The organism is Ruminococcus sp. OM06-36AC (assembly GCF_003438725.1).
In the GTDB taxonomy this organism is placed as follows: Bacteria; Bacillota; Clostridia; order Oscillospirales; family Ruminococcaceae; genus Ruminococcus_C; species Ruminococcus_C callidus.
In genome coordinates this window covers 17,961-39,332 of record NZ_QSTT01000004.1, presented here as the reverse complement: position 1 = coordinate 39,332, position 21,372 = coordinate 17,961, and the positions used below count along the sequence as shown (strand labels likewise).

At 51.2% G+C, this 21,372-nt stretch carries 17 protein-coding genes; 8 read left to right on the top strand and 9 right to left on the bottom strand.

Features of this window, described 5'->3' with window-relative positions; all coding sequences use genetic code 11:
- Window positions 1–10 precede the first annotated feature (10 nt).
- Window positions 11–1,501, bottom strand: coding sequence for a transglutaminase domain-containing protein (locus DXB92_RS05010; protein ID WP_181976917.1), 1,491 nt, complete (start codon window positions 1,499–1,501; stop codon window positions 11–13).
- A gap of 614 nt (window positions 1,502–2,115) precedes the next feature.
- Between DXB92_RS05010 and DXB92_RS05005 the strand changes: the two genes are divergently transcribed.
- The 4 genes from DXB92_RS05005 to DXB92_RS13540 all read left to right on the top strand — a co-directional run bounded on the left by DXB92_RS05005 (window position 2,116) and on the right by DXB92_RS13540 (window position 5,959).
- Window positions 2,116–2,766, top strand: a complete 651-nt coding sequence (locus DXB92_RS05005; RefSeq protein ID WP_117732864.1) for an HAD family hydrolase — start codon at window positions 2,116–2,118, stop codon at window positions 2,764–2,766.
- A 766-nt stretch (window positions 2,767–3,532) separates the two neighbouring features.
- A complete protein-coding gene (gdhA, locus tag DXB92_RS04995; protein WP_117732861.1) occupies window positions 3,533–4,891 on the top strand; it encodes an NADP-specific glutamate dehydrogenase in 1,359 nt (452 codons plus the stop codon).
- 186 nt (window positions 4,892–5,077) lie between these two features.
- On the top strand, window positions 5,078–5,791 hold the full coding sequence (locus tag DXB92_RS04990) for a DUF4230 domain-containing protein (RefSeq protein WP_117732859.1): 714 nt from the start codon (window positions 5,078–5,080) through the stop codon (window positions 5,789–5,791).
- An 18-nt stretch (window positions 5,792–5,809) separates the two neighbouring features.
- Complete coding sequence (locus DXB92_RS13540; protein WP_181976915.1) at window positions 5,810–5,959, top strand: hypothetical protein; 150 nt, start codon at window positions 5,810–5,812, stop codon at window positions 5,957–5,959.
- Between the two features lie 481 nt (window positions 5,960–6,440).
- On the opposite strand, the gene DXB92_RS04985 is transcribed toward DXB92_RS13540, so the two are convergent.
- The 4 genes from DXB92_RS04985 to aroB are packed head-to-tail and all read right to left on the bottom strand — an operon-like array spanning window position 6,441 to window position 10,441.
- A complete protein-coding gene (locus DXB92_RS04985) occupies window positions 6,441–7,019 on the bottom strand; it encodes a DUF4364 family protein (protein WP_117732857.1) in 579 nt (192 codons plus the stop codon).
- A gap of 59 nt (window positions 7,020–7,078) precedes the next feature.
- Window positions 7,079–8,170 carry a chorismate synthase gene (gene aroC, locus DXB92_RS04980; RefSeq protein WP_117732855.1) on the bottom strand — a complete coding sequence of 364 codons (1,092 nt, stop codon included), beginning with the start codon at window positions 8,168–8,170 and terminating at the stop codon, window positions 7,079–7,081.
- Entirely contained in the window at window positions 8,148–9,392 is a 1,245-nt protein-coding gene (aroA, locus tag DXB92_RS04975) for a 3-phosphoshikimate 1-carboxyvinyltransferase (RefSeq protein WP_117732853.1), read from the bottom strand. The genes aroC and aroA overlap by 23 nt, the downstream gene beginning before the upstream one ends.
- On the bottom strand, window positions 9,389–10,441 hold the full coding sequence (aroB, locus tag DXB92_RS04970; RefSeq protein ID WP_117732851.1) for a 3-dehydroquinate synthase: 1,053 nt from the start codon (window positions 10,439–10,441) through the stop codon (window positions 9,389–9,391). The genes aroA and aroB overlap by 4 nt, the downstream gene beginning before the upstream one ends.
- 1,277 nt (window positions 10,442–11,718) lie before the next feature.
- Here aroB and DXB92_RS04960 point away from each other — a divergent pair.
- The 4 genes from DXB92_RS04960 to folD are packed head-to-tail and all read left to right on the top strand — an operon-like array spanning window position 11,719 to window position 16,254.
- Window positions 11,719–12,996: an insulinase family protein gene (locus DXB92_RS04960; RefSeq protein ID WP_021682956.1), complete on the top strand. Its 1,278-nt coding sequence runs from the start codon at window positions 11,719–11,721 to the stop codon at window positions 12,994–12,996.
- 1 nt (window position 12,997) lies between these two features.
- Entirely contained in the window at window positions 12,998–14,284 is a 1,287-nt protein-coding gene (locus DXB92_RS04955; RefSeq protein ID WP_021682957.1) for a pitrilysin family protein, read from the top strand.
- A 20-nt stretch (window positions 14,285–14,304) separates the two neighbouring features.
- Window positions 14,305–15,396, top strand: a complete 1,092-nt coding sequence (gene lgt, locus DXB92_RS04950) for a prolipoprotein diacylglyceryl transferase (protein ID WP_117732847.1) — start codon at window positions 14,305–14,307, stop codon at window positions 15,394–15,396.
- Window positions 15,397–15,402: 6 nt separating this feature from the next.
- The gene (gene folD, locus DXB92_RS04945) at window positions 15,403–16,254 is read left to right on the top strand and encodes a bifunctional methylenetetrahydrofolate dehydrogenase/methenyltetrahydrofolate cyclohydrolase FolD (protein WP_021682959.1); all 852 of its coding nucleotides are present in this window, start codon (window positions 15,403–15,405) and stop codon (window positions 16,252–16,254) included.
- Window positions 16,255–16,414: 160 nt separating this feature from the next.
- Here folD and DXB92_RS04940 read toward each other — a convergent pair whose 3' ends face one another.
- The 4 genes from DXB92_RS04940 to DXB92_RS04925 all read right to left on the bottom strand — a co-directional run bounded on the left by DXB92_RS04940 (window position 16,415) and on the right by DXB92_RS04925 (window position 21,151).
- Complete coding sequence (locus tag DXB92_RS04940; protein ID WP_117732845.1) at window positions 16,415–17,302, bottom strand: carbohydrate ABC transporter permease; 888 nt, start codon at window positions 17,300–17,302, stop codon at window positions 16,415–16,417.
- Window positions 17,302–18,345: a sugar ABC transporter permease gene (locus DXB92_RS04935; RefSeq protein WP_117732843.1), complete on the bottom strand. Its 1,044-nt coding sequence runs from the start codon at window positions 18,343–18,345 to the stop codon at window positions 17,302–17,304. Before DXB92_RS04935 ends, DXB92_RS04940 begins: the two co-directional genes overlap by 1 nt.
- Before the next feature lie 123 nt (window positions 18,346–18,468).
- Window positions 18,469–19,962 carry a carbohydrate ABC transporter substrate-binding protein gene (locus DXB92_RS04930; RefSeq protein WP_117732841.1) on the bottom strand — a complete coding sequence of 498 codons (1,494 nt, stop codon included), beginning with the start codon at window positions 19,960–19,962 and terminating at the stop codon, window positions 18,469–18,471.
- 346 nt (window positions 19,963–20,308) lie between these two features.
- Window positions 20,309–21,151, bottom strand: a complete 843-nt coding sequence (locus DXB92_RS04925) for a helix-hairpin-helix domain-containing protein (protein WP_117732839.1) — start codon at window positions 21,149–21,151, stop codon at window positions 20,309–20,311.
- Window positions 21,152–21,372 lie beyond the last annotated feature (221 nt).

Genomic DNA, 21,372 nt, shown 5'->3' with positions numbered 1-21,372 from the left:
TAAAGCCTCCTTAATGCTGAATATACTCTGTTGCTTCACTGTACGGTTCCAGGAAGTGCATCCAGTCTCCGTTTTTGCCTGCATTTCCGGTTTCCATGACATAGGTCTTGCCGTTGATGTGCACTTCACACCAGAAATGCTGGTTTCCTTCGCTCATTACATAGCCCTGAACCAGATTGACATCATAGCCCAGATACGCCATCATCGCTGCCATTGCCGCGTTGTACTGAATGCACTGTCCCTTCCGATATGTGAAAACGGCATCGACATAGGTCTTGTTCGTGATCTGTGCCCATGCACCGTTCTGTACATACGCATATTCCACGTTGTTGTGAATCCACTCCATGGTCGTCCAGAGCTGTTCTTCCCGCGTCATGCCTGCCTTGAAATGCTGCTGGATAAATTTTTGCAGGATCTGCTTGTCCTTTGCGGAAATATAGGAAGTCCACTGGCTGTGCGAACTTTTCTGCCGGTTATAGACAACAAAACTGGTATGCGGCTTCAGCGAAGCCTGATTCAGCCGGTAGCATGCCATGGAGATCGCAGTGCCGTCTGCCTGCAAATAATAGTCGCCATAGTGCTTTTCATCATAGTAGCAGAAGATCTCCTTGTTTTTCTGCATGATGCCGTTATCGCCGAAGAAATACAGCTTGCCGCTGATCATCTTCCAGTCGGTCTGCATAACGCCGTTGTTGTCGAAGAAATATTTCTGTCCGTTTACAGTCTGCCAGCTTTTCGCCATTTTTCCCTGACTGTTCAGATAGTATGTATGATTGTCCAACCGCAGAAATCCCTTGTGCATTGCACCGTCGGAATCAAAATAATACTTTGCACCGGAGAGGTTCTGCCAGCCGGTCTGCATGACACCAGAAGAGGCAAAGTAGTACCTTTTGCCGCCGAAGTCCTGCCAGCCGGTCTGCATCAGATGCTTGCTATTGAAATGGTATGTTTTTCCTTTGTCCTTCACCCAGCCGGAAACTGGTTTGCCGTTTGCATCATAATACGAAACAGTGTGATCCGAAAATGTGCACAGCCCCAGTTGCTGCTGTCCGGTTTCTGCGTCCAGCAGATACCGTTCTTCGCCGTCTTGCAGTTCTCCGGTTTTCTTGCCGGTGTCTGCATCTGTATAATACCGGTAATCGCAGTAATCCACCCAGCCGCTGACGATGTTTCCGGTTTCCGGATCGTAATACCGCCGCACGCCGTTGACCGTCCGCCAGCCGGTTTTCTGCACGCCGTCATAGTCGAACAGATAATACGCCCCGTCAATTTCCTGTTCACCCGTCAGAAAGTTTCCGGATTCGTCATAATAGCGGCGTACCCCGTCCTCGTCCTGCCAGCCGGAATTTTCCACTGCCGGAACCGTGACCTCTGTGACCTCTGTTGCCACAGGCACGTCCGTCACTTCCGCTTCTTCCGCGGAAGCTGTTCCGCCGAACAGCATGCTGCCGCCCAGAATTGCCCCAAAGGCTGCCAGAAAACAAATGGTTTTTCGTTTCATGAAACATTTCCCCTTCCCTATTGCGAATACGATGTTCCCTCTTTTCACTTCCATTCTATAGAGTATCAAATTCCAACGGGTTTGTCAAGAAAAAAGACACTTTTTTTCGCAATTATGATATTTTTTAAGGCAATACCGCACAAAGATTGTGCGACAGATGCGTCGTCAAATTTTTCGTCAGATGAAACAAAAAGCGGAGTGAATACTTGATGTATTCACGAGCATTTTTGTGAAATATGAGAGTCTGTTTCGTATCTGACGTATGCAGATTGCGTCGTCAGATTTTTTGAGAGATGAAGGGAAAAACGGGGAAAATCCTTTGTGGATTTTCGAGTATTTTCCCGAAATATCTCGGAAAATATGCACGCAAGATGCGTGCGGGAAGATACGAAACAGGCTCTGAAGGGAAATTTGCAAGCAGATGGCGTGCAAAGTCGCCAGACGCTCTTTGTGCGGTATTGCCTTAAGAAGTGTCCCCAAAAAGCACGCTGAAAAGTCTACTGCGTTTGACAAATTCCCCAGCATGTACTATAATAAATGCATGGACAGCCCACACAGGCTGCCCGCACCAAAACCGGAACTGCCATGCGGTTCCGACCAAAGGAGCATGTTTTATGTATCAGCTTGCCATTTTTGATCTGGACGGCACACTTGTCAACTCCATCGCCGATCTGGGCGGCACCGCCAACCACCTGCTGGAACAGCGGCACCTGCCCACGCACCCTATCGATGCCTACTACCGCTTTGTAGGAAACGGCGTGCACAAACTCTGCGAACGCTGTCTGCCGCCGGACACACCTGCCGCAGAAGTGGAAACCTTTTTTGCGGAATTCAACGACTACTACAGCCGGCACTGTCTGGACAAAACGGCTCCCTATGACGGCATTCCCGCGGTTCTGGCACAGCTGAAAGCTGCCGGCGTACATCTGGCGGTGGCTTCCAACAAGACACAGCCCTTTGTGGAAACCATTGTCCGGCACTATTTCGGCAGCGACTGCTTCGACCAGATCTTCGGCAGCAGCGATGACCGCCCGAAAAAGCCGGCTCCGGCAATCGTGGAACAGATCCTGAAAACTGCCGGCGTGTCCAAAGCACAGGCGGTGATGATCGGTGATTCCGACGTGGATATTCAGACAGGCAAAAATGCCGGCGTGCATACCATTGGCTGCGTCTGGGGATTCCGCGGGGAACAGGAGCTGGAACGTGCCGGAGCAGACGATCTCGCCCGAACTCCCGCCGATCTCCTGCGTTTCATGGAGATCTGACAAAAAACGCGTTTGTTTTTTCGCATATTTCGGGAAAAATTGAAATTTGCTTGACAATCCGGTCTTTTTTCGATATAATGTTTTTTGGAGCAAAACAGATGCTTTCGGAATGAGAACGGCATTCCGGAACGTGCTGCGTTCCGCTTTTTTGCAGCTGACAGCTGTTTTATCTGCGACGATCCGCACGGCGTTTCCGAACGGCTCTCTGCGGCATCGCCCAAGAATTTTTATTTTTTTGTTCTACGACCGGCTGCCCGCTTTGCAGAAAATGCTTCTTTTGGCTCTGCCTTTTCCACAAAGGCAGGGCTTTTTTCTTTGCTCCGGCGGCGGCAGTACAACGGGAACGGTTCCTCCGTCCCGCAGAAAAAGCCATACAGCTGTTCGCTTTGCAATGTGATTCTTTCCGCGTTTCAAAATTTGTAATTCAAACTGAAAAGCAGGATTTCTTTTGAAAATACGGTTTCTCGGATTTCGATATGAAGAAAGTGCAAAAATCCGCAAAATTTGCATTGAAAAACATAGCCAAATGGTGTATAATAGATATTGTTCGAAGTGCGTGTACAGGTGTTTGAAGCGAATGCACAGGCATCACATACATTTTGAGTTTGGACAGCGTGGGGATATGGGATCATCGCCAACACACACAGGCGGGATTTTGCAGGGCAGTTTGCCGGCAAAACGTCTCTCGCAGCGGCAGGATCACCTGTATTCTTGACAGAATGTTTTGCTACATTTTAATTTTTTTATCCAACAGGAGGAGATTCCCATGGCATTTACATTTAAGAACGCATATCTTCAGGGTGTATACGACAAGGTCGTAGCGAAGAACAGCAATGAGCCGGAATTCCTGCAGGCAGTAGGCGAAGTCCTGATGTCTCTGGAGCCGGTTGTTGCAAAGGATCCGTCCTATGAAACAAACGGTGTCATTGATCGTATTGTTGAGCCGGAGCGCATGATTCAGTTCCGTGTATCCTGGGTTGACGACAACGGCAACGTACAGGTAAACCGTGGCTACCGTGTACAGTTCAACTCTGCAATCGGTCCGTACAAGGGTGGTCTGAGACTGCACCCGTCCGTAAATGCAAGCATTCTGAAGTTCCTGGGCTTCGAGCAGATCTTCAAGAACAGCCTGACCACACTGCCGATGGGCGGCGGCAAGGGCGGTTCTGACTTCGACCCGAAGGGCAAGTCTGACAACGAAATCATGCGTTTCTGCCAGAGCTTCATGACAGAACTGTCCAAGCACATCGGTGCTGACACCGACGTTCCGGCTGGCGACATCGGTACTGGTGCTCGTGAGATCGGCTACATGTTCGGTCAGTACAAAAGACTGCGTAACGAATTCACCGGCGTTCTGACTGGTAAGGGTCTGTCCTACGGCGGTTCTCTGGCTAGAACAGAAGCTACCGGTTATGGTCTGCTGTACTTCACAGAAGAAATGATGAGCTGCATGAAGAATGACAGCGTCAAGGGCAAGACTGTTGTTGTTTCCGGTTCCGGCAACGTTGCGATCTATGCAACTGAAAAGGCTCAGGCACTGGGTGCAAAGGTTGTTGCACTGTCTGACTCCAACGGCTACATCTACGATCCGAACGGCATCAAGCTGGACGTTGTAAAGCAGATCAAGGAAGTAGAACGCGGACGCATCAAGGAATATGTAAACCGCGTAGAAGGTGCTACCTATACGGAAGGCTGCAAGGGCATCTGGACCATCAAGTGTGACATTGCTCTGCCGTGTGCAACCCAGAACGAGATCGACGGCGAATCTGCTGAGATCCTGCTGAAGAACGGCGTTCAGGTTGTTGCAGAAGGTGCAAACATGCCGTCTACTCCGGAAGCTATCGACAAGTTCCTGGCTGCCGGCATTCTGTTCGGACCGGCAAAGGCTGCTAACGCAGGCGGCGTAGCTACCTCTGGTCTGGAAATGTCCCAGAACAGCGAACGTCTGTCCTGGACATTCGAAGAAGTTGACGCTAAGCTGAAGCAGATCATGATCAACATCTTCCACAACGCATACGATCGTTCCAAGGAGTACGACGTAGAGGGCAATCTGGTTGTTGGTGCAAACATCGCCGGCTTCCTGAAGGTTGCTGATGCTATGAAGTGGCAGGGCGTTGCATACTAATCGAAGCGTTCGATTGTATCATTCTCTCATCTGATAAATAAGAAACAGCCCGTTTCCGGTGTGTCTGCCGGAAATGGGCTGTTTTTGTTGACAGAACAAATAACTTGACTTTTCATAAAAAACAAGGTATAATAAAAATAGAAATAATATGATTTTCCTTACTTTTAAAGAAACGGACTGATTATTATGAATGATAGCACATCTAAAAAGGCAACTCTAAAAATCAAAAAAATTATTGTATCATTTTTCAAAATCATTGTGGTTATTGCACTGATTTTTCTTGCTTTTGAAATTGGTCGTAGCAAACTGCTCCAAAATAATCGTTATCAGAAGTCAACAGCAGCCTCAATAATCACTAATGTTGATAACAAAATTCAAACAAGTAACGAACATGAACTTCACTTCATTAGTGTATCCAATATTGAAGAAATCATAAAACCAGCAGCTGAACTTATCTCTACTAAATATTACTACAAAGATGCAGATACTGATGAAAATTACAAAGAATTATTTGGCAAAAAAATGCCCTTTACAAAAAGTGAAGTTGTTTTCACATACAGTGGCACTATTAGCATCGGTATCGATATGTCTAAAATAAAGGTTAAACCTGTGGATCCTACTAAAAAAGAAATTCATATACAACTTCCAGAAGTAGAAATCCTTGCAAATGAAATTGATACAAGTTCTTTTGATATACCATATGAAAATAATTCCGTGTTTAACCAAAGTAATTTAAAAAGAAATATTGATTTATTAAATACGCTAAAAGAAAATAAAGCTAATGAAGTTATGCAAAATAATGATTTGCTTACAGAAACAAAAACAAATGCCGAATCTGTTTTGCGTTTATTTTTGGAATCTGCATCACTTACAAAAGATTATACCATTGTATTTGATTAATAAAGGAGAAAATGCACTATGTTCTTGATTTTTTTGATTGCTCTTATTACTGGAATTTTATTTATTGTTTTTGGGAAAAAGTCTAAAACTCTAAAAATAATTTCAATCTTAGCTGGTATTATTTTAGTTATATTTGGAGCATACGGTGTCTTTACATTTTTCTTGTAAAAATCAAAACAGCCCGTTTCCGGTGTGTCTGCCGGAAATGGGCTGTTTTTGTTGGCGTGTGGGGAAGGATAACTTCGCTTTTCAAGAGAGCCTGAATAAAAAGCCTCCCCTGAAAGGGGAGGGGGACCAGCAAAGCTGGTGGAGGGGTTCTTCCGTGTAATTCGCTACAGCAAGCAACCGGTTTCACAAAGACTTACGCTTCTTTTTTTCTTTGCTAAAAAGAAGCAAAAAAAGAAAAGAGTTCGCGTTGCACTTGTACTACATTGCAAAAGCATTACACGAAGATTATACAGAGAATCTTCCACTGATGTAAAATCTTTTGTTTGACGTTGAACGTTACGTAGAAACCCCTCCACCGCCTAACGGCGGTCCCCCTCCCCTTTCAGGGGAGGCTTTATTTTCACCAACAAAAATCCCCCGGCGGGGCAAGCCGCAAAAAAGCGTGAAGCTTCCCTGCTCCACGCTTTTTCACTTTATATCCTCAATTATCGCTCAAATCATACGGTTCTTCCTGATTGGAAAACGCCGCATCGAGAATCTTTCCGTAAAATCCCGCCGGATTCAGCATGATCTGTTCGCCCAGATACTTGGCTTGGGTGTAGTCCGGTGCATAGAGTTTCATGTCCAGCAGATCATCCTCAATGTCCAGACAGCGAACATGCACATAGTAGCCCTTTTTCAGCGGGATATACTCGATCTTGACTTCGCTCTCCCGCTTGATGCGTGCGAAATAGTGGAACGCCGCCGAAACCAGCTTGTCCCGATACGCCTTTCCCACATAGTTTCGCAGTTCCTTTGCCGTCCGAATCCCGTTTTCTGTCAGCACATAGTAATCGACAGCTTCCTCATTCTGACGCACTGCCACAGAATTGTGCTCCGTCAGATAACTGATCGAATCCTGATAGGCAAAATAGTTGATAATGTTGCTTCCTACCGCAATGTCGTACAAATGGCTGACCTGCACCGGTTTATCGATCTTATACAGCAAATAACAAATCAGAATATTTGCCGTATGCGGATCCATGATCGGCGGCGTTGCCATTTTCGACATTTTCATCATATTTTCTTCCTGCACAGCCTGTCACCTCGCATCTCACAAGTGCAATCTACAGTGTTTCCTCAAAAATGCGGATAATCCATCATATGGGAAAGCAGAGCGATGTTCACCGCCGCTTCCACACAGGGCACTGCACGGGGCACAATGCACGGGTCGTGCCGTCCCTGAATCTGGAGCATCTCGTTTGTCTTTGCCCGAAAATCCACGGTTTCCTGCGGCTTGGCGATCGAAGCGGTGGGCTTGATCGCCACATTCAGCGTGATCGGCATGCCCGAAGAAATGCCGCCCAGAATACCGCCGTGGTTATTGGTCTTTGTCATCACGTGACCCTTTTCGTCAATATAGAACGGGTCGTTGTTCTGGCTGCCCACCATTTCGGCAACCTGAAAACCGGCACCGAATTCCAGCCCCTTTACCGCGGGAATGCCGAAGATCAGCTGGGCGATGGTGTTTTCCAGTCCCTCAAAAATGGGCGAGCCTACACCGGCAGGCATATTGATCGTGACACACTCAATGATGCCGCCCAGAGATTCGCCGCCGTGGCTGGCATCGCGAATGTCATCTTTCATCTCTTCGCCCTGTGCATCGTTCCGCACCGGAAAATCCTTTTCCCGTACTTCCAGAATGTCTTCCTTGGTCACTTTGGTGCGGCTGAATGCATCATCTTGAATTCCGTGTATGCTGGCAATATGGGCACCGGTGTAAATGCCACGGCGTTCCAGAATCTGTCCGCAGACGGCTCCGGCGAAACACAGCGGTGCAGTCAGTCTGCCGGAGAAATGTCCGCCGCCGCGAACGTCATTGAACCCGCGGTACCGCATGGCACCGGTATAGTCCGCATGACCGGGACGGGGCAGTCTTGCCAGATTGCTGTAGTCCTTGGAACGGGTATCCGTGTTCTGGATAAACGCACACAGCGGCACGCCGGTGGTGCGGTCATTCAGCAGACCGGACATGATCTGAGGCAGATCTTTTTCCCCGCGGGGTGTGGTGGTGCCGTCCTTTTTCGGGGCACGGCGTGCCATAAACTGCCGCAGCTTTTCCAGATCAATGTATTCCCCCGGCGGCAGATTGTCGATCACGACACCGATCGCAGGTCCGTGGGACTCCCCAAAAATAGAAAGGGAAATATTACGACTCCAGAACGATGACATTGGCGATTCCTCCTAACTGACGATAATCCTCATAGAACCGAGGATATGATTTTTCCACGCATTCTCCATGGAGAATGGTCACTTCTCCGGCACAGCGTGTGGCTGCCACCGCAGCACACATGGCGATACGATGATCGCCGCAGCTGTCCACGGTGCCGCCGTGCAGATGTTCCACCGGTTCGATCTCCAGACCGTCCGGTGTGGCGGTCACCTTGCCGCCCAGCCGGTTCAGCAGGTCGGCAGTCGATGCCAGCCGGTCGCTCTCCTTAATGGCAAGGCGGTGTGCTCCGGTGATGCTGGACGGTGCCGTACCAAATGTGGCAAGCACTGCCAGAATCGGCACAAGGTCAGGAATGTCTGCCGCATCTACGGTAAATCCTGCCGGCAGCCCCTGTTCTCTATTATAACACATCTCGCGGACAATTTCCACAATTTTTTTATCGCCCTGCACACTTTCCGGATTCAGATTGGTGAGGGTGATGTCGCTGCCCAGTGCATTCGCCACGCAGAAGAACGCCGCCTGTGAATAATCCCCCTCCACTGTGAGGTCACAGGCATGATACTGCTGTCCGCCGGCAACAGCGTAACCCTGTTCGGTTTCCTGCACGGCAATGCCGAAGTGCCGCAGGCAGGCAATGGTCAGATCGACATAGGGCTTGGATTCCAGCTTGGACAACATGCGAATTTCGGAATCCCCGTCCAGCAGCGGCAGGGCAAACAGCAGACCGGTCACATACTGGGAAGAAACGTCGCCCTCCAGTTCGAACACGCCGGATCGCAGCTTGCCGTCAATGGTAAAGGGCATGGTGTTGTGGTAGTCGAACGTGATGCCCTTTTTGGTCAGTTCCCGCAGGTACGCGGTAACGGGACGCTGAGGCAGTCTGCCCTGTCCGAAAAAGGTGGTGTGTATACCCAGTGCTGCTGCCACGGGAATCAGGAACCGCAGCGTAGAGCCGCTTTCGCAGCAATCCGCCACAGCCGCCTGCGGTCGGGCATTGCCCACGCCGGTTACGGTAATGGTGCTGCCCTCCTGCCGGAACGATGCCCCGAATGCGGAGAGCACGTCCATGGTGGCGGTGATGTCACGGGACATATCCACGCCGGAAATGACTGAAGTGCCCTCTGCCAGTGCGGCACAGATCAGCAGCCGGTGTGCCATGCTCTTGGAAGCAGGGATCCGCACAGTGCCGTGCAGGCGGGACGGCGTAATCAGAATGTTCATGCGTCCACGCCTCCCATCCATGCGGCAAATTCTGTGAAAGGCATGGAGCGAATCTCCGCCCTGCCGATGGTTTCGCAGACGATAAACCGCAGCGATGCACTGGCACGTTTCTTGTCATTGCCGCACAGGGGCACCAGTTCCGCAACGGGAGCGTCTACTTCTGTGGGCAGGTCGTATGCCTTTACGCAGTCGCACAGCCGCACATACAGTTCCGGCGTACAGGTCGCCCTGGTCATCATGCACATGCCGGCGGCAACTGCACTGCCGTGGGTATAGGTTTCGTAGTGGTAGTAGCTTTCCACCGCATGTCCCAGCGTGTGCCCGAAGTTCAGGATCATACGCTCGCCGGTGTCGAACTCGTCGTGTTCCACCACGTCCCGCTTGATGTCGATGCAGGTGGGAACGATCTCGTCCATGACTTCGCTGACGGTTTCCAGCGTGTGCTGTTCCAGCAGTGTGAACAGCTTTTCGTCCCGAATCATGCCGTACTTGATGACTTCGCCCATGCCGTCTGCCAGAAACAGCTTCGGCAGGGTGTGCAGGGTGTCCAGATCGCAGAGCACTGCCACCGGCTGTTTAAAGGCTCCCACCAGATTTTTGCCGCCGGTCAGGTCGATCGCAGTCTTTCCGCCTACGGACGAATCCACCTGTGCCAGCAGGCTGGTGGGGATCTGGAGATAGTCCAGACCGCGGAGATAGGTCGCCGCCGCGAATCCGGTAATATCTCCTACCACGCCGCCGCCCAGTGCAACCAGACAGTCGGTGCGGGTGATATTATTTTCACAGAGGAAGTCGTAGATCTGGTTCAGCGTTTTGCTGCACTTGGAGGCTTCTCCGTGTGGGAACACGAACTTGATCGTCCGGAAGCCGTTTTCTTCCAGCGACTTGGTCACAATGTCCCCGTAATAGCAGTCTACATGGTCATCGGTAATGACAGCGGCAGTCTGTGCCTTGGTCTGCTGCTTCAGATATGTGCCACACTGTCCCAGCAGTCCTCTCCCGATCCAAATGGGATACGTCTGGCTGGCGTGCACGGTAATTGTTTTCATGGTATTTTCCTCCCGTTGGAGCCGAAAGCCTGTTCTGCATCTGACGTGTTCAGACGCGTGGCAGGCTCTGAAAGCGTACACATCTTCGAATAGATTCTCATATTTTATTATACTAAAAATCCTTTTTCTTTTCAACAACAAATTGTAAACCATGCAAAAATGCGGTGAGTCACCGCTGACCTTACGCCCCAATTTTAAGTGTGAAAAGGGTAGTGTTACGGCGGCAGCAGCCGCCTGCATGCCCCGCCGGGGAATTTTTGTTAGTCGAAAAAGGTTATTTCCCGTGTAATTTTCGGGTGATACTTGAATCTCACAGTACAGGGGAAATGCGAACTCTTTTCTTTTTTTGCTTCTTTTTTTCTTTTCAGCAAAGAAAAAAAGAAGCGTAACTCTTTGTGAAATCGGTTGGCTGCTGTAGCGAATTGCACGGAAGAACCCCTCCACCAGCTACGCTGGTCCCCCTCCCCTTTCAGGGGAGGCTATATACGAACTTGCAAACGCCGTATCCAATAAAGTCACCCACCTATACCGGAAAAATACCTGAATATCAACATTACCGATACAGGCAAGGGCAACAATCGGCGTTGGCAAGCCACAGGCGGACAGCGAGGTACGAGCGAATTCCGCCGAACGGTTTCGACATGGCTGCCCTAGAAATTATGTTTCACGGGGCGATGTGGGCATCACCCTCTACTTAGGAGCCTAGTGCATGTGGAAAATCTTTTACTTGCTATGTTAGGTTTCACGAAGAAATCCCTCCGGCACTTCGTGCCACCTCCCTTTTCAAGGGAGGCTTTTTGTTCAGGCTCCCTCATGAATTGGACTTCTTTTTCAGGGACGGCTATTCCACAGGCATCTCTCACTGTCACCCAGACAATTTCCTGCACCGGAAAATATTTCTGAGAATTTCGTGAAAACCATAGCAATTCCAAATGAAATGTGGTATAATAAATTCTGTGAGCCGCTGCATAAAGCTTGTGCAGCGTTTCCCTGTATACCGAGCCGGCTCTCACGCCGCCTGCTCTGTCAGAAATTTTCTGCGTATACGCCACTATGCAGAGCGTGTGCACATGATATAAGGCAATACCACACAAAGAGCGTCTGGCGACTTTGCACGCCGCTTTTTGTTTCATCTGACGAAAAATTTGACGACGCATCTGTCGCACAATCTTTGTGCGGTATTGCCATAAAAACACGCTCCGAAACCCGCCTATGGCAGGTTCTGATATTCGTGCGGGCAGTCCCTTTTCCGGACTGCCTTGAGAAAGGACGATGTTATGACAACCAGTTATCAACGTATCCCGCTTTCAGATGCCATTGCATTTTCTGAAATTCTGGATCCCAAACTCAAAACCAACTCGCTGCGGATCCAATTCCTCCAGCCTTTGTCGGAGAAAAACGCAGCTGCCTGCGGACTGGGCGGTTCTCTGATCGCCTCCAGCAGCAAAGCCTATCCCTCCAACGCGATCATGAACCGCAAGCTGCACATGCTATACGGGGCAGATCTCAGTTGCAGCATTTCCAAAATGGGTGATGTACAGGTCATCACCCTGCGGACTTCTTCCATTGCTGACCGCTATGCTCTGGAACACGAAGCTGTCTTTTCGGAACTCACCCAGATCCTGCTGGGCTGCATTTTTGAGCCGAATGTGACAGACGGTGCATTCGACGAAACCGAGTTCCGCATTCAGCAGACCAACCTGCTGGACTGCATTGATGCGGAAGTCAACGAGAAGCGGCAGTACGCCATTTCTCAAACCCACAAGACCGCATTCGCCGGCGAACCGGCTGCGTTTTCCTGCTACGGCACCCGCGAATCTGCCGAAGCCATGACTCCGAAGGCTGCTTACGAAGCATTTCAGCAGCTGCTCCGGACGGCACAGATCGAGATCTACTTTGTGGGACCGGAAGCTGTTCCCCAGCTGGCGGACACCCTGCGGCAGGCTTTCGCTGCCATTGCCGACCGGAAGCCGGTTCCCGTTTCGTTCCTGTCCCCCAGCCCCTGCAAGCCGGAGCCTGTCACCGTGCGGGAAGCCCTGCCGGTCAACCAATGCAAAATGGTCATGGGCTGGAAAACCAGCTATACCGACCGGTATGCCCTGAAAATGATGACGATGCTCCTCGGCGGTACACCCAGCTCCAAGCTGTTCGCCAACGTGCGGGAAAAGATGAGCCTTTGCTACTACTGTGCGGCAAACTTCAACGAGTGCAAGTCGTTCATGCAGGTGGACAGCGGCATTGAAACCGAAAATCTGGAAACTGCCGAAACTGCCATTGCGGCACAGCTGGAAGCCATTTGCAGCGGCGACATTTCGGACGAGGAAATGCACAGCACCATGATGACCATTCACAACACCCTCTGCGGTGTGGGCGATACTGCCAGCAGCTATATTGCATGGTATTTCGGGCAGTTCTGCCGCGGCACCAAGCTGACACCGGCGGAGGAAGAAGAACGGTACCGTCAGGTCACCAGAGAGGACATCATCGCGGCGGCAAAGTCCATGCAGCCGGATACCGTTTATATTATGGAATGCAAAGAACAGGAGGCGGAATAACATGGCAGAAACCACGAAAAAGACGATCGTTTCCCCCCAGACCGGTGACAAGTACACCCATATCCACCACAAAAGCGGGCTGGAGATCTTAGTCTGCGAAATGGAGGGCTACAGCACCACCGAAGCCATGTTCGGCACAAAGTACGGCTCGATCAACACCCAGTTCAAGACCGCGGCGGACAAGGACTACTGCACCGTGCCGGAGGGCATCGCCCACTTCCTGGAACACAAGCTGTTCGAGAACGAGGACTGCGATGTGTTCGACCTGTACGCCAAGACTGGTGCCAACGCCAACGCGTTCACCTCGTTCGACAAGACCTGCTATTTCTTCAGCTGCTCCGACAACTTCAAGGCTTCGCTGGAGATCCTGCTCTCCTTTGTCCAGTCGCCGTACTTCACGCCGGAAAGCGTTGCCAAGGAACAGGGCATTATCGGGCAGGAGATCCGTATGTGCGACGACGACCCCGGCTGGCGGGTATTCTTCAACATGCTGTGCGGTCTGTACCAGAAGCATCCGGTTCGCATCGACATCGCCGGCACCATTGAAAGCATTGCGGAAATTACAGACGATCTGCTGTACCGCTGCTACCGCACGTTCTACAACCTCCACAACATGGTACTGGCAGTTGCCGGAAAGTGCACGGTGGACGAGGTGCTGGAGGTTGCCGACCGGCTGCTGAAGCCCTGCGAAGATCAGAAGCTGGAAACCGTCTTTCCGGAGGAAACGCTGGACATTGTACGGGAGGAAACGGTGGAATCTGCCGCAGTGGGACAGCCGCTGTTCAATCTGGGCATCAAGTGCCAGCCGCGGCAGGGACTGGACAATCTCCGTGCGGAAATGCTGGCGGACATCACCATGCAGACCTTATCCGGCAGTTCCTCTCCCCTGTATCAGGAAATGCTGCAAAGCGGACTGGTCAACGATAGTTTCTCCAGCGAGGTCTTTAACGGCGACGGGTTCTTTACCATGATCTTCGGCGGCGAATCCCGCGACCCGCAGGCGGTACGGGAAAAGGTCACCGCGGCAATTCTGGACGCACAGAAAAACGGGCTGGACGAGGTCATGTTCAACGAGTCCAAAAAGTCCGCCTACGGAGAACTGGTGCGGAAGCTGGGCAATGTTTCCGCCGTCACCAACACGCTGGTAGCAGCTCACATGGCTGGCTGCGGACTGTACGACCCCATGCAGGTGCTGTCTGAAATGACACTGGACGACTGCAACCGCTTCCTGCGGGAAGAAGTCGATGTCCGCCGCATGAGCCTGTCTGTCATCACACCGGCAGAATAATCCAAAGGAGCCGAAAACATATGGCAACTGAAACAATCGGGACACTGGACTACAACGAGATCGTTTTCCCGAAGCTGGGCATCGATCTCCACGTCAACAGCACCGCCTTTTCGATCGGCGGGCTGGACATTCAATGGTACGGCATTCTCATCACGCTGGGGCTGGTACTGGCAATGATCTACGCGTTCACCCAAGTAAAAAAGTACGGGCTGAATCCGGATCGCGTGCTGGACTGCATCATCGGCGGCATCATCGGCGGCGTGGTAGGTGCCCGTGCCTACTACGTGCTGCTGAACTGGAGCGATTACGCCGGCAACTGGAAAAGCATTTTCAACATTCGCGGCGGCGGGCTTGCCATTTACGGCGGCATCATCGGCAGTCTGCTGGTGGGCTTTCTGGTGGCAAAGATCCGCAAGGTGAAGTTTCTCCCCCTGCTGGACATCGTGGGCATCGGGTTCCTGCTGGGACAGGGCATCGGCCGCTGGGGCAACTTCTTTAATCAGGAGGCGTTCGGCTGCAACACCGACAGCCTGTTCGGCATGTCCGGCGGACGGATTCAGGAGTGGATCACCGACCAGTACCCCTCTACCACCTACTTCGCCAACTTCGGCACCACGCTGGACGCTTCTCAGCCGGTACACCCCTGCTTCCTGTACGAATCCCTGTGGTGCCTGCTGGGCTTTGTACTGCTGGCAATTTTCGCCAAGAAAATTCGCCGGTACGACGGACAGATCTTCCTGATCTATATCTGCTGGTACGGTGCAGAGCGTGCCGTGGTGGAGAGCCTGCGGACGGACAGTCTGGTAATCGGCAACGTCCGCGTGTCCCAGATACTGGCGATCACCTGCGTGGTGATTTCCATAATTCTGCAAATCGCAATTGGCACCAAAGTGAAACGCATGGGCGTGGACTACCGCATGTACAAGGACACCAACGAATCCAAGCAGATGCTGGCAGAATATGAGGCTGCCAAATTTGTGAAAGAGCCGGAGGACGACACCAACAAGGACACCGCTTCGACAGACGAAGTGGCAGAAACAGATACGACAGATTCTTCAGAATCGGACGAAACACCAGCAGAAACTGATACCAACCAAACAGAAAAGGAGTAAATAACCATGGCAAAACTGATTTCGGGCAAGGAAGTTTCCACCCAGATTCGCCAGAAGATTCGGGAACAGGCACAGCAGCTGCGGGAAGACCGCGGTATTCAGCCGGGGCTTGCCGTGATTCTGGTGGGCAATGATCCGGCATCGCAGATCTATGTTCGCAACAAGCAGAGAGCCTGCGAGGAAGTGGGCTTTCACGCATTCGAGTACAAGCTGAACGAAAACGCAACGGAAGAACAGCTGCTGGATCTGATCGGCGTGCTGAACAAGGACAACAAGGTACACGGCATTCTGGTACAGATGCCGCTGCCGGATCACCTCGATGAACAGCTGGTCATCAAGACCATTTCCCCGCTGAAAGATGTGGACGCATTCCACCCCATAAACGTGGGCAAGATCATGATCGGCGACTATGACTTTCTCCCCTGCACACCGGCGGGTGTCATGGAACTCATTGACAGCACCGGCGTGGAGATCGACGGCAAGAACTGCGTGGTTGTCGGCAGAAGCAACATCGTGGGCAAGCCCATGGCAATGCTGCTGCTCCACCGGAACGCAACTGTTACCATTTGCCACTCCCACACCAAGAACCTCAAGGAGGTTTGTGCATCGGCGGATATTCTGGTCAGTGCCGTGGGAAAGGCACACTTCATCACCGCGGACATGGTGAAAGAGGGTGCGATCGTGATTGACGTGGGCATGAACCACGACGAAAACGGCAAGCTTTGCGGTGACGTGGAATTCGCCGAAGTGGAACCCAAGGCAAGCTATATCACACCGGTTCCCGGCGGCGTGGGACCGATGACCATTACCATGCTGATGAAAAACACCCTGCGTGCAGCAGAAATGAAACAGAAGTAATCTCAATCCTCTATATTAAAAACGCCCCTCCGGTGCACTTGCCGGAGAGGCGTTTTTTTGATATGCTGCATCTTGCCGCCGCAGGGTGACATGCCATAACACAAAAGAGCCACTGCCCGAAGGCAATGGCTCTTTCTATGAACAACAATTTGAAATGCGATTATTCCTTTACGCCGCCCAGTGCTACACCAGCAACGATGAATCTGGACAGAATCAGGTAGATCACAATGATCGGGATAACAGACAGTGCAACTGCAGCGTACTGTGCACCCAGATTAGGGTGCTTATCCTGACCCAGAACGCTCTGGATCATGATCGGCATTGTGAAACGCTTTTCATTGGAAATGATGATCATATTCTGTGTATAGAAGTTGTTCCAGTTCTGTACGAACGCAAAGATCGCCTGTACTGCAATTGCCGGTTTGCACATCGGAATTGCAATGGTCAGGAAGGTGCGGAACTCGCCGCTTCCGTCGATACGGGCAGCTTCTACGATGTCCAGCGGGAAGGAAGACTTCATATACTGACGCATATAGAATACAACGGCAGGTGCTGCGATTGCAGGAATGATCAGCGGAATGTAGCTGTTTGCCAGACCCAGAGTACCTACCATGAACTTTACGAAACCGGTAGATGTAACCTGGATCGGGATCATCATAACTGCCAGAATAAACGTATATGCACCGTCACGGATCTTGAAATCGTAAACGGTCAGACCATAAGAGGTCAGTGCAGAGAAGAATACGGTCAGAACTGTGGTACAGCCTGCAATGATCAGGGAGTTCCGGTAGCCCAGCCAAACGTTAAAGTTCGGGGACTGCGGGAATTCACCGCCGGCAATATTCTTGATATTGGTCATCAAGTCACCGCCCGGCAGGAACTGCAACGGTTGAGCACGCAGAGCAGCGTCCCCGTGGGTTGCGTTCATGATCATGATGTACAGCGGAACCAAGCAGATCAGTGCCAGCAGAACGCAGACAATGAAGCAGCCAGCCGATTTCAGTCTTTGCACCAGAATGTAATTGTCCTTAACACCAACGTTTTCCATTATGCACCCAGACCTCCATTCTTAGCCAGCTTCTGCTGTTTCTTGTATTCCTTGACCAGAGCCTTACGCTCCTGCTTCTTCCGATGCTCATCCTCATCACGGTTCATACGGAATACGAGAATACCCAGAGCCGCAGTGATGATAAACAGAATTACGGAAGCGGCACCGGCAATGCCGTAGTCAGGCTGGTGAACCTTTGCACCGGCACGGAACTGTTCATAAACGAATACCGCAACGGTACGCAGGTTTACGTTGATTTTACCTGCACCTGTGTGATACAGATACGGAATATCGAACATCTGCAAACCACCGATCATGGAAGTGATCAGGGTATAAACAACCATCGGTCGCAGCAGCGGCAGGGTCACCTTGCGGAGCACCTGACCACTGGAAGCACCATCGATCGCAGCAGCTTCGAACAGAGAGGGGTTGATACCCATGATACCAGACATCATCATGATCATGGTATTACCAAACCATAGCCATGTCTGAATAAACATAACGATGCCGCGGCTCCAAACAGCAGATGCTTCGAAGCTTACCGGATCGCTGCCTGCATTCAGCAGCAGTGTGTTGATTGCGGACAGCTGACTGTTGGAAATAAAACGCATGAACAGAGCTGCAACAGATGCAGCGGTGATGATATTCGGCAGGTACATAACGACCTTAAAGAAGCCCACGCCCGGAATGTGCAGTTTCGAATCTGTGAACCAGACTGCCAGCAGCAGAGACAGCAGGATCTGCGGAATAAAGTTACCAAACCACAGAATGATCGTGTTTTTGAACGAAGTCAAAAACAGCTCCTGCATTGCCTTTGCACGACGACCCATTCCTTCACCGGAACCGAACAGAATGGTAGCATAGTTGTCGAAGCCGACAAATGTGCCCGCATCTGCACCGTTACCCTGAAAGCTCAGGATAAAGGTCTGGATCAGCGGCCAGATCTGGAAGAAACAATACACAAGAAAGAACGGGGCAATGAACATATAGCCATATTTCGCATAGCTAATCGACTTAATACGACGTTGTGCAGCGGATGCCATTTGCACACACCCTTTCAAAAATTCAGTAGAATAGTAAGAGAAAAGATAAACATACGCCTATAGGACGCAATTATCCTATAGGCTGTACGTTCAATCATTCAAAAAGCGTTGAGAAGCCGAAGCTTATTCAACAGTGATGTCAGTTACATCAGCTGCAATTGCATCCAGGAATGCGTTCAGGCAGTCATCCTCAGAAGCGGTTACGCCATTGCAGTAATCCTGAACTGCGTTCTGCAGGTCAGTGTTGATCTTTGCATCATACTCAGAAGCAATGCTCATGTCGATCTTGTCAGCAGAGTTGAACAGGATCTGGAACTGATCCTGACCACCGAACAGCGGGTTGCTGTTTGTGCCAGCTTCAGTTGTAGCAGACATTACGCCCTTGTTGTTTACGAAGTCACCACGAGCGTCTACATACTTCTGCATTGCATCAGCATCAGCAGTCATAGTGTAGATGAACTGGCCAGCTTCCTTAGCGTTATCGGTCTTCGGATATACGCAGATCCATGTGCCGCCCCAGAACCAGGATGTCGGGCCTTCGCACAGTGCATACTTGCCGTATGTAGAGCCGCCTTCGCCGCCTTCAGCCTGTTCCAGAGAACCGCCCTTAGCGATTGCCCAAGTCGGGAAGAAGAAACCGAAGGTCTTGTTAGCCTGAGCACCGTCAGACATACCCTGCGGGAGCCAGTCATCATTCCACTGAGTTGCACCAGAGATGTAACCCTTGTCGAAGTTCTCCTTAGCCATAGAGATGAAATCACCTACGGAAGAAGGATCCAGCTTGCCGTCGTTTACCCAAGACTTGGTTCTGTTACCGTTGGAGTAAGCTCTCCATACGCCGCCCAGAGAGTCAGCCATAGCAGTGGTGTTGCCAGACTTCTCATATACGGTAGCTGCGGTCTTCCAGAAGTCATCCCAGCTGCCGACCTGTGCCTGCATATCTTCCGGAGAAGTTACGCCCAGATATTCTTCAGCCAGATCTGCACGGTATGCATAGCCGCCTGCTGCAGCCTGCCAAGAAGCACCCTTCAGGACGCCGTTCTTGTCCTTGCCCATGGCTACAGTGTAGTCATAAGCATTTGCATACATGTCTTCAGAGATACCTACTGCAGACAGCGGAGCAGAATACTCATCGTTGTTCTGATAAGCCATGTTCCAGTCAGCGTCGCAGAAGTACAGGTCAACGTCGTCGCCAGACAGGAATACCTGTGCGTACTGTTCGTTAGCATCAGTACCGTTAGAACCAACGTTCTTGTAGTTGATCATGCTCTTGTCCATGCCGGTTGCATCAGCAACGATGTCGTACATGTACTTCAGGTCATCATCGTTCCAGCACAGGATAGTCAGCTTGTCGCCGCCGTCCTTCAGGGAGCCGTCCGGTTCGCCCAGAGCCGGAACATCAACGTTGGTGTAGCCAGCTGCGGACTCAACAGAAGATTCTTCTTCAGCGGTAGAATCTTCAGCGGAATCTGCATCTGCTTCGCTGCTGTCTTCAGCAGAAGACTCAGCCTTAGACTCAGAAGTGCTGGAGCTGTCATTGCCGCCGCATCCTACGAATGCAGTTGCAGTCATAGCCAGAGCAGCCATCAGAGCCAGTGTTCTTTTCAACTTGTTCATTGGAAATTTCCTCCTTAAATATATATATCACACGTTGTGCCGGTTTGGTACAGCAGTGCAATAAACAATAAAAAATGATACCATGCCGCCCGCCGGAATTTCTCCGCCGCGGCATACCCTGTTCCCATAAAAATGCACAAAACACGCCTAGGGAACATTTCTTGTGATAAGCCTAATATACAACAATTCGAAACAAATGTCAATGCCTTATACCGTTCTTTCATTTTTTTCAGTGATACGGTACAAAAATCAGTTGATTTTTTTGTGCAATCCGCCAAGTATTTCGAACATTTCTGTAAAAGGTTACAAACTGGTTAAAATGTCGAGTTTCCTCAAAAAAGTGCGGCTACTGGGCAAGTTCCTCGGTAATTTGCACATAGTCCCGAAGCTGCACGAAATACGCCTCCGTCATGCCGTCCACGTAGAGCAGTTCATATACCGACGAAAACGCCTGAATCTGCTGCCGGAACGCCACGATCTTCTCCGCCAGTTCCGGCTGCATCCCGGGAATCTGTTCCAGTTCCGCCGCCGTCGCCTGATTCAGATCCAGCGGGAACGTCACTGCCGGTGCAGCTGCCGCCGGTGGTTCTGTTGCAGGCGGAGCCGTTTCTGCCGGCTGCGGTGCTGCCGCCGGTGCGGGAGCTCCTGCCGGTTCCGGTTCCGGCTCCGGTTCGGGAAACGTTTCGTTTTCCAGATAGAGCAGATCATAAATTTCGTACAGGGTCGCCTCGCCGATGCCCTCCACCTCCAGAAGCTGTTCCCGATTGGAGAACCCGCCGATCTGGTCGCGGTATGCCGTGATGCGTTCCGCCAGCACCGCCCCGATGTGGGGCAGCTGTTCCAGTTCCGCCGCCGAAGCCGCGTTCAGTTCCAGCGGAAAGGTCACGGTTTCGGCTGCCGGCGTGGTGCTTTCCGGAGCCGTCCGGGTTTCTTGGGAAGCCTGTCCGGCACGCTTGGCAGAAGCCGTTTTTGTCCGGCGGGTACCGGTGTGCAGAGTAGTTTCCACGGCAGAAACAGTTGCTTCCATGCCCGTAGTTTCCACCGTTGCGGCAGCCAGCCGCTGGGGTCGGGCGGAAAGTTCCCTTTCGGAAACGTGCCGTGTCCCCTGCCAGAGCAGCAGCCCCACGGCACCTGCCAGCAGAACCGTAGTTCCGCCCCGCATCAGCCATTTCAAGCATTCCTGTTTCATGCGTTCCTACCCCGTCCTGCGGAAAATTTCCTTGGGCAATACCGCACAAAGATTGTGCGACAGATGCGTCGTCAAATTTTTCGTCAGATGAAACAAAAAGCGGAGTGAATACTTGATGTATTCACGAGCATTTTTGCGAAATATGACGGGAAATTTGCAAGCAGATGGCGTGCAAAGTCGCCAGACGCTCTTTGTGCGGTATTGCCCTTGCTTTGTTGTAA